This window comes from Sodalis sp. RH16, from assembly GCF_047324245.1.
Taxonomy (GTDB): Bacteria; Pseudomonadota; Gammaproteobacteria; order Enterobacterales; family Enterobacteriaceae; genus Acerihabitans; species Acerihabitans ligni.
In genome coordinates, this window is the sequence record NZ_CP178737.1 from 6,007,239 (window position 1) to 6,020,286 (window position 13,048).

At 58.2% G+C, this 13,048-nt stretch carries 11 protein-coding genes; 6 read left to right on the top strand and 5 right to left on the bottom strand.

Annotated features, from left to right (window positions below):
- Nucleotides 1-54: 54 nt before the first annotated feature.
- Nucleotides 55-681, bottom strand: a complete 627-nt coding sequence (gene upp, locus ACL2XJ_RS27455) for a uracil phosphoribosyltransferase (protein ID WP_132928055.1) — start codon at nucleotides 679-681, stop codon at nucleotides 55-57.
- Nucleotides 682-915: 234 nt separating this feature from the next.
- Between upp and purM the strand changes: the two genes are divergently transcribed.
- The gene (purM, locus tag ACL2XJ_RS27460; RefSeq protein WP_413725190.1) at nucleotides 916-1,953 is read left to right on the top strand and encodes a phosphoribosylformylglycinamidine cyclo-ligase; all 1,038 of its coding nucleotides are present in this window, start codon (nucleotides 916-918) and stop codon (nucleotides 1,951-1,953) included.
- Nucleotides 1,953-2,591, top strand: a complete 639-nt coding sequence (gene purN / locus ACL2XJ_RS27465; protein ID WP_413725191.1) for a phosphoribosylglycinamide formyltransferase — start codon at nucleotides 1,953-1,955, stop codon at nucleotides 2,589-2,591. The genes purM and purN overlap by 1 nt, the downstream gene beginning before the upstream one ends.
- 2 nt (nucleotides 2,592-2,593) lie before the next feature.
- Here purN and pstB read toward each other — a convergent pair whose 3' ends face one another.
- The 3 genes from pstB to ACL2XJ_RS27480 are packed head-to-tail and all read right to left on the bottom strand — an operon-like array spanning nucleotide 2,594 to nucleotide 7,219.
- Nucleotides 2,594-3,409: a phosphate ABC transporter ATP-binding protein PstB gene (pstB, locus tag ACL2XJ_RS27470; protein ID WP_132926963.1), complete on the bottom strand. Its 816-nt coding sequence runs from the start codon at nucleotides 3,407-3,409 to the stop codon at nucleotides 2,594-2,596.
- A 13-nt stretch (nucleotides 3,410-3,422) separates the two neighbouring features.
- Nucleotides 3,423-5,054: a phosphate ABC transporter permease PstA gene (gene pstA, locus ACL2XJ_RS27475; protein WP_413725192.1), complete on the bottom strand. Its 1,632-nt coding sequence runs from the start codon at nucleotides 5,052-5,054 to the stop codon at nucleotides 3,423-3,425.
- Nucleotides 5,051-7,219 (bottom strand): phosphate ABC transporter permease, encoded by a 2,169-nt coding sequence (locus ACL2XJ_RS27480; RefSeq protein ID WP_413725193.1) that lies wholly within the window; start codon nucleotides 7,217-7,219, stop codon nucleotides 5,051-5,053. Before ACL2XJ_RS27480 ends, pstA begins: the two co-directional genes overlap by 4 nt.
- A gap of 177 nt (nucleotides 7,220-7,396) precedes the next feature.
- Here ACL2XJ_RS27480 and ppk1 point away from each other — a divergent pair, with 177 nt between their 5' ends.
- Genes ppk1 through ACL2XJ_RS27495 form a run of 3 tightly spaced genes read left to right on the top strand, consistent with a single transcriptional unit; the run spans nucleotide 7,397 to nucleotide 11,208 of the window.
- Nucleotides 7,397-9,466, top strand: a complete 2,070-nt coding sequence (gene ppk1, locus ACL2XJ_RS27485; RefSeq protein WP_413725194.1) for a polyphosphate kinase 1 — start codon at nucleotides 7,397-7,399, stop codon at nucleotides 9,464-9,466.
- A gap of 3 nt (nucleotides 9,467-9,469) precedes the next feature.
- Nucleotides 9,470-10,999: an exopolyphosphatase gene (ppx, locus tag ACL2XJ_RS27490; RefSeq protein WP_413725195.1), complete on the top strand. Its 1,530-nt coding sequence runs from the start codon at nucleotides 9,470-9,472 to the stop codon at nucleotides 10,997-10,999.
- Between the two features lie 17 nt (nucleotides 11,000-11,016).
- Nucleotides 11,017-11,208 carry a YfgG family protein gene (locus ACL2XJ_RS27495; protein WP_132926953.1) on the top strand — a complete coding sequence of 64 codons (192 nt, stop codon included), beginning with the start codon at nucleotides 11,017-11,019 and terminating at the stop codon, nucleotides 11,206-11,208.
- Between the two features lie 174 nt (nucleotides 11,209-11,382).
- Here ACL2XJ_RS27495 and ACL2XJ_RS27500 read toward each other — a convergent pair whose 3' ends face one another.
- A complete protein-coding gene (locus ACL2XJ_RS27500) occupies nucleotides 11,383-11,553 on the bottom strand; it encodes a T3SS effector OspC family protein (protein WP_413726986.1) in 171 nt (56 codons plus the stop codon).
- Between ACL2XJ_RS27500 and ACL2XJ_RS27505 the strand changes: the two genes are divergently transcribed.
- Complete coding sequence (locus ACL2XJ_RS27505; protein WP_413726987.1) at nucleotides 11,552-13,039, top strand: magnesium transporter; 1,488 nt, start codon at nucleotides 11,552-11,554, stop codon at nucleotides 13,037-13,039. The genes ACL2XJ_RS27500 and ACL2XJ_RS27505 overlap by 2 nt on opposite strands.
- Nucleotides 13,040-13,048: the final 9 nt, after the last annotated feature.

Consider the following 13,048-nt stretch of genomic DNA (forward strand, 5'->3'; position numbering starts at 1 on the left):
GTGAGTTCCTCAATTTAAAATCAAAAAAAACCGACCCTTCCGGTCGGCTTGATGTTATTTGGTACCGAATAACTTATCGCCCGCATCGCCGAGGCCCGGCATGATGTAGCCTTGCTCGTTGAGGCCCTCGTCAATGGCCGCCGTGTAGAGTTCAATATCGGGATGCGCCGCTTCCAGCGCCGCCAGCCCTTCCGGCGCCGCCACCAGTACCAGCACCTTGATAGCTTTGCAGCCGGCCTTTTTCAGCAGATCGATTGTGGCAATCATCGAGCCGCCGGTGGCAAGCATAGGATCCACCACCAGGGCCATGCGCTCGTTGATATCCGACACCAGCTTTTGAAAATAGGGCACCGGCTTGAGCGTGGTCTCGTTGCGGTAGATGCCCACCACGCTGATACGCGCGCTGGGGACGTTTTCCAATACGCCGTCCATCATGCCCAGGCCGGCGCGGAGGATAGGCACGACGGTAATTTTTTTGCCCTTGATCTGATCGATTTCAACCGGACCGCACCAACCCTCGATGGTGACTTTTTCAGTCTCGAGATCGGCGGTTGCCACATAGGTCAGTAAACTACCCACTTCCGATGCCAATTCGCGAAAACGCTTGGTGCTGATGTCATTTTCACGCATTAAACCAAGCTTGTGTTTAACGAGCGGGTGTTTTACTTCAACGATCTTCATCATTACTCTCCCCAGGAAGCATTGAACGGTCAAAAAAATCGCGAGATTATAACCCCTTTTTTTTGCCGCGCCCTATGAAAATAGCTGATCCCGATCAATGGATTATTAAAATTCACTATAGACAATGAAAAGCCAAATGGTTTGACAACACCACTCGCAAACGTTTGCCCGCGCTGTTAGAATTGCCCGCGCCCTATTTAAACCGCAACATATCATCTCCGTGGGGATCTTGCAGTGACCGAAAAAACCTCTCTCAGCTATAAAGACGCAGGTGTGGATATCGATGCCGGCAACGCATTGGTAGACCGCATTAAAGGTGTGGTGAAACAGACGAAACGTCCCGAAGTCATGGGCGGGCTGGGTGGCTTCGGTGCGCTGTGCGCGATACCGCAGAAATACCGCGAGCCGATTCTGGTTTCCGGCACCGACGGTGTCGGCACGAAACTGCGTCTGGCGATGGATCTGCAACGTCACGATACCATAGGTATCGATCTGGTGGCGATGTGTGTGAATGATCTGGTGGTGCAGGGAGCCGAACCGCTGTTTTTCCTTGATTACTTCGCTACAGGAAAACTGGATGTGGATACCGCCGCCCAGGTCATCACCGGCATCGCGGAGGGCTGCAAGCAGGCCGGCTGCGCGCTGGTGGGGGGCGAAACGGCGGAAATGCCCGGCATGTACCACGGTGAGGATTATGATGTCGCCGGTTTCTGCGTCGGCGTGGTGGAGAAATCAGAGATCATCGACGGCAGTAAAGTCCGGGCGGGGGATACGCTGCTGGCTCTGGCTTCCAGCGGTCCGCACTCCAACGGCTACTCACTGGTGCGTAAAATTCTGGAGTTCAGCCAGACCGATCCGCTGCAAACGCAGCTTGAGGGCGCGCCTTTGGCGGATCATCTGCTGCAGCCTACCCGCATCTACGTCAAGGCGCTGCTGCAGCTTATCGCCCAGACGGAAATCCATGCCATCGCCCATCTTACCGGCGGCGGTTTTTGGGAGAACATCCCCCGGGTATTGCCGGCGGATACCCGTGCGGTGATTAACGAAAGCAGCTGGCAGTGGCCGGCGGTATTCCATTGGCTGCAGCAGGCCGGCAACGTAAGCCGCCATGAAATGTACCGTACCTTTAACTGCGGCGTCGGCATGGTGATAGCGGTTCCGGCCGAGAGCGCGGACAGCGCGCTTGCTATGCTGGGCGCCCTGGGGGAAACCGCCTGGAAGCTGGGGGAGATCGAACCCCTTACCGGCGAGGACCGGGTGATCATCCGCTGATGAAAAAGATTGTCGTGCTTCTCTCCGGCGAAGGCAGCAATCTTCAGGCGGTAATGGATGCCTGCCGGGACGGTAAAATTCCGGCGCGGATCGCCGCGGTGTTCAGCAACCGCGCCGATGCCTACGGATTACAGCGCGCCGCCCAGGGAAGCCTGCCGGCCCATGCCCTTAATCCCGGCGATTATCCCCATCGGGCCGCCTTTGACCTGGCGTTGATGGAACGCATTGATGAACACCGGCCGGACGCGGTCATCCTGGCGGGTTATATGCGTATCCTGTCGCCGGCGTTTGTCAGCCATTATGCGGGCCGGCTGCTGAATATCCACCCTTCCCTGCTGCCGCGCTATCCCGGCCTGCACACCCACCGCCAGGTCTTGGCCAACGGTGATGCTGAACACGGCACGTCAGTGCACTTCGTCACCGAGGAACTGGACGGAGGGCCGGTGATTTTGCAGGCGAAGGTGCCGGTGTTTCCGGACGATAATGAAGCGGAGCTGGCGGCGCGCGTCAAAACCCAGGAACACGCCATTTATCCCCTGGCTATCCGTTGGCTGCTGCAGGGCCGCCTGGAATTGCGGGACGGCATGGCGCGGTTGGACGGGCTGCCGTTGCCGCCGGCCGGCTACGCGGCGGATTAGGCCTAGCGCAGACGTCCGGTAATATACTCTTCGGTTTTACGTTCCGCCGGCGAGGTAAACAAACGATCAGTGGCGCTGAATTCCACCAGGCGGCCCTGGTGGATAAACGCGGTATAATCCGATACCCGCGCCGCCTGCTGCATGTTATGCGTCACCAGCACCAGGGTGAAATGCGCTTTCAGTGAGATCATCAGCTCCTCGATGGTCAGCGTGGTGATGGGATCAAGCGCCGATGTCGGCTCATCCAGCAATAAAATTTCCGGCTCGACGGCAATGGCCCGGGCGATGACCAGCCGCTGCTGCTGGCCGCTGGAGAGGCGGAAGGCGTTTTCCCGCAGACGATCCTTCACTTCATGCCACAGCGCGGCGGCGCGCAGCGCCTGTTCAGCCGCGATATCCAACGCCCTACGATCGCGGATCCCCAGCAGCCGCAGGCCGTAGACCACGTTATCATAGATGGATTTCGGAAAAGGATTGGGGCGCTGGAATACCATGCCCACCCGCCGGCGCAAGGCCACCACGTCCTGCTGCGGATGATAGATATTTTCTCCTCCCAGACGGACCTCTCCCTCTACGCGGCAATCTTCGGTAAGATCGTTCATGCGGTTAAAACAGCGCAGCAACGTCGATTTGCCGCAGCCCGAGGGACCGATAAGCGATGTGATGTGCCGCTTGGGTATGCGCAGGCTGATATCCTCCAGCGCCGGCCGTCCGTTGTAATACACCGCGAGGCTTTTCGCCTCCAGCGCCGTTTGCCCGACATCCAGCAGGCTGATATCCGGCACCGGCGGGAAAATACCCTGCTTTACCAATGACATGGCTTGTTCTCCATTAAAGCGTCAGCGCGCGGTATTTTTCCCGCAGGCGGTGGCGCAGGCCGATGGCCGCCAGGTTCAGTCCGATGACAATAAGTATCAGCAACAGCGCCGTGGCAAACAGCAGCGGACGTGCGGCATCGCTGTCCGGGCTTTGAAACGCCATATCGTAGATCTGAAAGCCAAGATGCATAAATTTCCTTTCCGGATGTAGATAAGGAAAGACGCCGTCGATGGGCAGCATGGGGGCGGATTTTATCACGCCCACCAGCATCAGCGGAGCGGTTTCGCCTGCCGCCCTGGCCACCGCCAGAATCAGGCCGGTTATCATGGCGGGCGCCGCGCCGGGCAGCACCACGCGCCACAGGGTCTCCGCCCGGGTCGCTCCCAGGGCCAGCGATCCGTGGCGCAGCGAAGAGGGGATACGCTCCAGCCCCTCCTCGGTAGCGACGATAACCACCGGCAGCGTCAGCAATGCCAGGGTCAACGACGCCCACAGCAGGCCGGGGGTGCCGAAGGTGGGGTTGGGCAAGGCATCGGCATAAAACAGCTTATCCAGCGTCCCCCCCAGCACATACACAAAAAATCCCAGCCCGAAAACGCCGTATACGATGGACGGCACTCCCGCCAGATTGCCCACCGAGATCCGTATCAGGCGGGTGAGCCAGTTTGAACGCGCATATTCATGCAGATAAATCGCCGCCATCACCCCCAGCGGCATCACCATCACCGACATCAGCATCACCAGCAACAGCGTGCCCACCATGGCCGGGAAAGCGCCGGCGCGGGCGTCGGCGTCTTCTCCCGAGCCACCGACAAACCGGCTCACCTGTCCGCTCCACAGCCGCACTTTTTCCAGGGTCGTCATATGGTTGGGAAACCAGGCGCTTTCTATCTCCCGCAGCGGTATCATCCGCACGGCGCCCTCCGCGTCCCGCAGCACCAGCTGATCCCGATCCAGCTCTTTCTCCACCGTCGCCAGTTGCCGGTCCACCTGGTCCATCCGGCGCGCAAGTTCAGCCTGCGCGGCGCCGAAGTCCGCCTGATTGCGGGCCGACCATTGCCCGGCCTTTATCCATTGCCGCCGCTGGCTATCCAGGCGTTCCGCCCGCTGATCCAGTCCTGACCGTTCGACGCCGCGCAGTTCCCGTGCCAGCCGGCGCTGGGTCTCCATCAGCGCCAATCGTTGCCGCAGCGCGCGGGGCATATCGACGGCGGTCAGCGGCTGCCCGTCTTCCAGCATTCCTTGTAAATAACCATATTCCTTACTGTAAAAGCTCCGCTGCACCACCAGTACATCGGCAGGGCGTTGCCGTGCGCTCACCCGGTCAGCCGCCACGGTATAAAAGTCACGATCCGCATCCGTGCCGCCGATACGAATCACATATTTCCTCCCGTCCTCCGTCCGCGCCGCGCCGCTGCCGGCCGAAGCCCCTTGTCCCCTGACGGCGACTATTTCCCCCAGCAATCGGCCCGGTTGCCCGGCCATGGCGCTCAGCTGGAACTGGTAAACCGGCTGAGGCCAGAACAGCCGCATTGCCTGCCAGCTCAACAGCGCAATCAACGACAGCATGGCCAGCAAACTGATACTGACCGAACCGGCGGTAAGCCAAATCCAGGGACGGCCGGAACGAAACCAGGCGTTCATCCGTTCTCTCCATCCTGTTGCCGATAACGCTCGCGCAAACGCATTCGCAGCGCCTCTGCCAGGGTGTTAATCAGAAAAGTGAATACAAACAGCACCAGCGCGGTAAGCAGCAATATGCGGTAGTGGTCGCCGTTTTGCGCCGCTTCCGGGATTTCAATGGCGATATTGGCCGCCAGCGCCCGCAGTCCTTGAAACAGGCTGCCGTCAACCCGCGGCATATTGCCGCTGGCCATCAGCACAATCATGGTTTCGCCAATGGCGCGGCCCAGCCCCAGGATCAGCGCCGAAAACAGGCCGGCGCCGGCGGTGGGCAGGGTGACGCCCAACAAGGTCTGCCAGGGTGTGGCGCCCAGGGCCAGCGAGCCTTGAACCAGCCTCACCGGAACGTTGAACAAGGCATCCTCCGCCAGCGAGAACATCAACGGGATCAGGGCAAATCCCATGGCAATGCCCACCACCAGCGCATTCATCGGGTTGTAATGCTCACCCAGCCGCTCCGACAGGGGAACGCCGAACAGCACCCGGTCAATCCACGGCGATAGACGGCACATCAGGACGACGGTGAACGCCGCCAGGGGCAGCAATACCAGGCAATCCCAGCCAGGGGCGAACCGGTTGCGCCAACCGGCCGGCAGCCGGCTTACACCCCAGCCGGCGGCCAATATCACCGCCGGCAGCACCGCCGGCAGCAGTAAAACGCCGCTCAGCACCCGGGTAACATGGGGCGCCAGCCATACACCGGCGATCAGCCCGATAATCACGCTGGGCACCGCCCCCATGATTTCCATGGCGGGCTTGACCCAGCGCCTCAATACCGGCGCCATAAACCAGGCGGTATACATCGCCGCGGCCAGAGCCAGCGGGGTGGCGAACAGCATAGCGTAACCGGCGGCCTTCAGGGTGCCGGCCAGCAGCGGCACCAGGCTGAATTTACCGCTGTCACGGCCGTCTGCGGAGGTGGACTGCCAGGTCCAGGCCGGCGCGGGATAATGTCCGTACCAGACCTTTTGCGTCAGCGTGCGCCAGCTGACTTCAGGAGACCCCAGGCTAAGGCGCCAGCTGTGCCATCCGTGACCGTCCACCGCCACGATGCCGGCCTCCCGCGGCGCGAAGGCGGCCTGAGCCCCGGCAAGAAGCCTGGCGGACCAGCGCCGGCTGCTTTCACGGGCGCTGAACAGCGAAAAGTCACCGTTGGGGGCCAGTACGCCAAACAGCGGCCGCTGCGGCGAAACCATGATTTGCGCGCCGGGCCGGATCGGGCCGGTAAAGCGCCGGATGGCGGTGAGGTGGTTCCCGCCGGGCGCCGGCACGTCGGACCATAACGTCAATTTCTCTTCACTGTCCCGCACCAGCAGCGAACCGTCCGCGGGCAAGGGCGTTATCTCCACCGGCCCGCCGGCCGCCAGCGCCACCTGCTCCCGCAGACGCGGCGTACCGTCGTCCCCCCATTGATAAAGGCTCAGACGCGTGCCGGACACCACATACAGCTGGCGTCCGTCGGCGGACAGGGATAATCCATCGACGGCGGCGTTAAGGGGCGGCGGCAGCCGGCGTATCCTATCCCGGGCGCCGATGCGGGCTAAGACAATTTCGCCGGAGGCCGATTGCGCCGCAATGGTCGCCGTATCGTCATCCGTTTGCGCCAGCGTCACATGGCGCAGCGGCAGTCCGTCATCGCTGAGTGCGCGCAGCCCCTCGCCGAAGGGGAAAGTCCATTGCGCCGTTTCGGCCGGATGAGGGCTGAACACCGGTCGCGTTACCCTGATATTGCCGCGGCGGTCGGCCATGATATACAGCGGCTGTCCGCCCGTGGCGGCCGCCAGGGAGGAAAAATCCGCCATCAGGGGCACCGCCGCCGGCGTTTCCCCGTCCCGCAGCCGGATAAACCGCCCCAGGCCGCCTTTATCGATGCCATATCCCCAGGAAAGAGATTCATCGGCGCCCCAGGCCAGCGGCGCCGATGACGCAGGCAACGCGACGCCGGACGCCGGTTCGATGGCCGGGGAGCGGAACAGGGGCAATACCGCATATAACAGATAGAAAAACATCAGCAGCAGCGCCAGCAGCACCAGTAAACCGCCGGCGCTGACAATACAACGGGTCAGACGGTCGTTTATGCGGCGGTGGCGCGCTGTTTGCAGTGTGGAAAGCCGTTTTTCTGTCATATTATCCTGTTATATAGGAACAATCTCACCGATTAGGCGGATGAAGGAAGCCTATGTTGCCTGTAAGATATTATGATGACAATCTCTAGACAATTGTTGTTATGGACTTTACCCCTTAGGAGTCGATAATGATGACAACACAGGACCTTCCTTCCTGAACAAATTAACGGAGCGGCAATGGGTCAGGAAAAGCTATACAGCGAAAAAGAATTGAGTTGGTTATCTTTCAACGAGCGGGTACTGCAAGAAGCCGCAGACAAAACCAATCCCCTTATCGAACGCATGCGTTTTCTGGGCATTTACTCCAATAATCTTGATGAATTCTATAAAGTCCGGTTCGCCGAATTAAAGCGGCGGATTCTGATCAGCGAAGAACAGGGTTCGCAACTGGCGTCCCGCCATCTGCTTAATAAAATTCAGTCTAAAGTGCTCAATACCGAGCAGGAATTTGACAATCTTTATAATGACCTGCTGTTGGAAATGGCCCGCAACCAGATATTTTTGATTAACGAGCGCCAGCTTTCGCCCAACCAGCAGGAGTGGCTGCGTTCCCATTTCAAGCATCAGCTCCGCCAGCACGTTACGCCCATATTAATCCAGCACGACACCAATCTGGTGGAATTCCTGAAGGATGATTACACCTACCTGGCGGTGGAAATCATCCGCGGACAGAAAACCAGCTATGCGCTGCTGGAAATACCGGCGGACAAGGTGCCCCGCTTTATCAATCTGCCGGCGGAACCGCCGCGCCGTCGCAAGCCGATGATCCTTCTGGACAATATACTTCGCTATTGCCTGGACGATATTTTCACCGGCTTTTTCGATTATGACACCCTCAACGCCTACTCGATGAAAATGACCCGCGACGCCGAGTATGATCTGGTGACGGAAATGGAATCCAGCCTGCTGGAGCTTATGTCCTCCAGTTTGAAACAGCGGCTGACCGCCGAGCCGGTGCGTTTTGTCTATCAGCGGGATATGCCCAACGACATGGTGGAAATGCTGAAAGACAAGCTCGGCATTTCATCCTATGACTCGGTCATCCCCGGCGGACGCTACCATAATTTCAAGGATTTCATTACCTTCCCCAATGTCGGCAAAGCCAACCTGGTGAATAAGCCCCTGCCCCGCCTGCGCCATAACTGGTTCGAGCATTTTCGCAACGGCTTTGACGCCATCCGCGAGCGCGATATCCTGCTGTATTATCCTTACCACACCTTTGAGCACGTGCTGGAATTGCTGCGCCAGTCTTCGTTTGATCCCAGCGTCATCTCCATCAAAATCAACATATACCGCGTCGCCAAGGATTCACGCATTATCGATGCGATGATCCACGCCGCCCACAACGGCAAGAAGGTGACGGTGGTGGTGGAACTGCAGGCGCGCTTCGACGAGGAGGCCAATATCCACTGGGCCAAGCGCCTCACCGAAGCGGGGGTGCACGTTATCTTCTCCGCGCCGGGGCTCAAGATCCATGCCAAGCTGTTTTTAATCAGCCGCCATGAAGGCGACGATATCGTGCGTTATGCCCATATCGGCACCGGCAATTTCAACGAAAAAACCGCCCGGCTGTACACCGATTACTCCTTGATTACCGCCGATCCGCGCATTACCAACGAAGTCCGCCGGGTATTCAACTTTATTGAAAATCCCTATCGCCCGGTGAGCTTCGATTATCTGCTGGTCTCGCCGCAGAATTCGCGGCATATGCTGTACCAGATGGTGGATCAGGAAATCGCCAATGCCCAGGCCGGCATTGCATCAGGCATTACGCTAAAAATCAATAACCTGGTTGATCAGGGACTTATCGACCGCCTCTATGCCGCTTCCGGCGTCGGCGTACCTATCAATATCATGGTGCGCAGTATGTGTTCGTTAATTCCCGATTTACCCGGCATCAGTGAGAATATCCGCGTCATCAGCGTCGTTGACCGGTATCTGGAGCACGATAGGGTTTATGTCTTTGAAAACGGCGGCGATAAAAAGGTTTACCTCTCCTCGGCGGACTGGATGACCCGCAATATCGATTATCGGATTGAGGTGGCGGTGGGTTTGCTGGATCCCAGGCTGAAAAAACAGGTGCTGGATATCCTAGCATTGCTGTTCAGCGACACGGTGAAAGCACGATATATTGATGCCGAACTCAGTAACCGCTATGTCCCCCGCGGTAATCGGCGTAAGGTACGTGCGCAGACTGCCATCTATGATTATATTAAACGATTGGAACAATCCGGAGATCAGGCCTGACGTATGCCACTAAACAACTCAACCTCGTCCAAACCCGAAGAATTCGCGGCCATCGATCTCGGTTCGAACAGTTTCCATATGGTAGTCGCCCGGGTGGTAAACGGGGCGCTGCAGATTCTCAGCCGATTGAAACAGCGCGTGCATCTAGCGGACGGCCTCGATGCCGGCAATCGTCTGAACGAGGAAGCCATCGTTCGCGGTTTGAACTGTCTGGCGCTGTTCGCCGAGCGTTTGCAGGGTTTCCCGCCGCAGCGGGTTACCATGGTCGGCACCCACGCCCTGCGTGAAGCGATTAACGCCGAGGAGTTTCTCAGCCGGGCGGCAAAAGTAATCCCCTACCCCATTGAAATCATTTCCGGCCATGAAGAAGCGCGGCTGATTTTCATGGGCGTGGAACACACCCAATCCGAGAAGGGCCGCAAGCTGGTCATCGACATCGGCGGCGGCTCCACTGAACTGGTGATTGGCGAAAATTTCGAACCGATACTGGTGGAAAGCCGCCGTATGGGCTGCGTCAGCTTCGGCAACCAGTTTTTTCCCGGCGGCGTCATCAGTCCGGTGCATTTCCGCCGCGCCCGGCTGGCGGCGGCGCAAAAACTGGAAACCCTGGCCTGGCAATACCGTCTGTTGGGGTGGCAGGTCGCCCTGGGCGCCTCGGGGACCATCAAGGCCGCCTGCGAGGTTTTGGCCGAGCTGGGGGAGAAGGACGGCGGCATCACCCCGGAACGCCTGCAGCTACTTTATGACAAAGTGATGAAATTCAAAAGTTTTAGCGCGCTTAATCTCCCCGGTCTGTCCGAAGAACGTAAAAGCGTTTTCGTGCCGGGGCTGGCTATCCTGTGCGGCGTGGTGGATACGCTGGCCATCAGCGAATTGCAGTTCTCCGATTGCGCCTTGCGCGAAGGCGTCCTGTATGAAATGGAAGGCAGGTTCCATCACCAGGATATCCGCAGCCGTACCGCGCGCAGCCTGGCTGAACATTATAATATCGACAGCGAACAGGCCAAACGGGTCAGCGATACCACCGATGAGCTGTATCAGCAGTGGTACAACCAAAACGAAGATTTGCGCAACGAACAGTTGGAAGCCCTGCTGAAATGGGCGGCCCTGCTGCATGAAGTGGGTTTGGGCATAAACCACAGCGGGATGCAGCGTCATTCCGCGTATATCCTGCAGCAAACCAATATGCCGGGATTCAATCAGGAGCAGCAGCTATTGCTGGCCACCCTGGTGCGTTTTCACCGCAAGGCCATTAAGCTTGAGGAAATGCCCCGCCTGAATCTTTTCCGGAAAAAACATTTTTTGCCCTGTCTGCAGTTGCTCCGGCTGGCGGTTTTGCTCAATAATCAACGTCAGGCCACCACGCCCATGCAATTGAGGCTTACCACCGACCAGAATCATTGGACCTTAACGTTCCCGGCCGGCTTTTTTGCCCAGAACAACCTGGTGCAGCTGGATTTGGAACGTGAGCAGAGCTACTGGTCGGACGTTCCCGGCTGGCAACTGGACATTACAGAGGACACAGCACCCTGAGAGACAAAGACGGATTAATGAAACTGGCTTATCCGCGTAAACGGCGACGAACCTCGGTTCGGATGACCCGTTGGATTTTGCTTATCAGTTTTATTATATTATTCGGTCGCTTAATCTATGCCACCATCGGCGCTTGGCAGCATCAGCAGGATGGGACCGCGGAGCCGACGGAGCAAGTCGTTAACGACGATTCCCGGCCGGATGACTAAGCCCTGGCATGAAATTTAACGTATGCCAGGGTTGTTGCGGCGAAAACTTCGTGTTTTGCCACGCCCCTCCCCAACGTTTAAAGCGCCTTAAAATCACTTAATTATATCTTATCCGCTTGCTTTGGTCCGTTGTAGACAGGATTCTATCATTCTCTATATGAAGTGGCTGGGCGTTCAGCCTGTCTTCAATTCTGCTCCGGTTAGAGCCCTCCATTGTTTTAACAAGCGAATCATTTCCTCAATAGAGTATTTTATAGCAGTATCAAACATAGTGCCTTCCGGGTTGGGATTATCGAATCCTTTGTTAGCATCAACCAGTCCGCGCTCTAAAAAAATGCTCGATATCTCAGTGCCTTGTCAACCCTGTAACATAAGGAATGTTGCCGTTATGCCCGTGGTGAAACATAATGCCTCGCAACCGGCGAAAGCAAGACATCAGGTCTTCTCGCTATTACTGGACAACCGCCCCCTGGTGGACAGCATCCTGGGCCGGCCCGGCCGCAAATCCACCGTTTCGCCGGAGAGACTCCTGGATCAAACCGCCCGACTTGCCGATATACAACGACAACTGCGCGCGGCGGATGCGGCGGATATATTGGAAAGCCTGCCGCTGGACAAACGGTTGGCGTTCTGGCGTCTGATTGATAATGACAAACGCGGTAAAATCCTGGTGGAAATCTCGCCGGTCATCCGCCACCGCCTGATAGCCGACATGAACCCCGGCGATATTCTGAAAGCCGTCAGGCCGCTGGAGGTGGATGAGCAGGCCTGTCTAGCGCATTATTTGCCGCGGGACATCGTCAGCCGGATGCTCACCGCCCTGGAGCCCCGGCAACGGGCACAGGCGCGGGCGATGATGAATGCCGAGCGGGACAGCGTCGGCCGGTATATGGATGTCGAGCTGGCGACGGTTCGCCCCGATGTGACGCTGGCCGTGGTGCAACGCTATTTGCGCCGGCGCCGAACGCTGCCAAAGAACAGCGATAAACTGTTTGTGGTGGATCGGAAAAACCAGCTGGTGGGAGAACTGGCATTGACCGCGATTTTACTTAACCCGCCGGGCAAACAGGTAGCCGAGGTCATGGAGGCCAACCCCGCCGCCTTCCTGCCGGATGATGCGGCCAGGGACGCGGCCGGCGCCTTCGAACGCTACGATCTCGTCACCGCCCCGGTTGTGGATATCAAGGGCAAGCTGGTAGGCCGGCTGGGTATCGAACACATGGTTGATGTGATTATTGCCGAAAACGACGAGACCCAGCGCCGTCTTGGCGGTATCGGCCCGGCGGCGGACATCTACGCCCCGATACGCAACACGCTGCGCGCCCGCTGGGGCTGGCTGGCGATAAATCTCGCCGCCGCGTTTATCACATCCCGCGTCATCGGCCTGTTTGAAGGCACGCTATCGGTCTTGGTGTCATTGGCCGCCCTGATGCCCATTGTGGCCGGTATCGGCGGCGCGGGGGGCAACCAGGCCATGACCATGATTGTGCGGGGACTGGCGCTCCGTCAATTGGCAAAGGGCAGCGCCGTTTTTCTGCTATTGCGCGAACTGGGCGCAGCCGTCATCAACGGCGTGTTATGGGGCGGCATCATGGGGTTGGCCACTTGGTTTTTATACCGTAATGCGGGGCTGGGAGGGGTAATAATGCTGGCTATGCTGTTTAATTTTATCCTGGCGGCGTTGATGGGGGTAATGATTCCCCTCGCCATGGCACGGCTGGGGCGCAATCCGGCGGCACGCTCCAGCGTCATGATCGCTGCAATAACCGATACCGGCGGTTATTTTATTTTTTTGGGACTGGCGACCGTTTTTTTAGCGCACCAAGCATAAGAGATAATC

Excerpts from the sequence above, each read along its gene's own strand:
- upp (WP_132928055.1), bottom strand. The coding sequence starts at position 681 with ATGAAGATCGTTGAAGTAAAACACCCGCTCGTTAAACACAAGCTTGGT.
- purN (WP_413725191.1), top strand. The coding sequence starts at position 1,953 with ATGAAAAAGATTGTCGTGCTTCTCTCCGGCGAAGGCAGCAATCTTCAG.
- pstB (WP_132926963.1), bottom strand. The coding sequence starts at position 3,409 with ATGTCATTGGTAAAGCAGGGTATTTTCCCGCCGGTGCCGGATATCAGC.
- pstA (WP_413725192.1), bottom strand. The coding sequence starts at position 5,054 with ATGAACGCCTGGTTTCGTTCCGGCCGTCCCTGGATTTGGCTTACCGCC.
- ACL2XJ_RS27480 (WP_413725193.1), bottom strand. The coding sequence starts at position 7,219 with ATGACAGAAAAACGGCTTTCCACACTGCAAACAGCGCGCCACCGCCGC.
- ppk1 (WP_413725194.1), top strand. The coding sequence starts at position 7,397 with ATGGGTCAGGAAAAGCTATACAGCGAAAAAGAATTGAGTTGGTTATCT.
- ppx (WP_413725195.1), top strand. The coding sequence starts at position 9,470 with ATGCCACTAAACAACTCAACCTCGTCCAAACCCGAAGAATTCGCGGCC.
- ACL2XJ_RS27495 (WP_132926953.1), top strand. The coding sequence starts at position 11,017 with ATGAAACTGGCTTATCCGCGTAAACGGCGACGAACCTCGGTTCGGATG.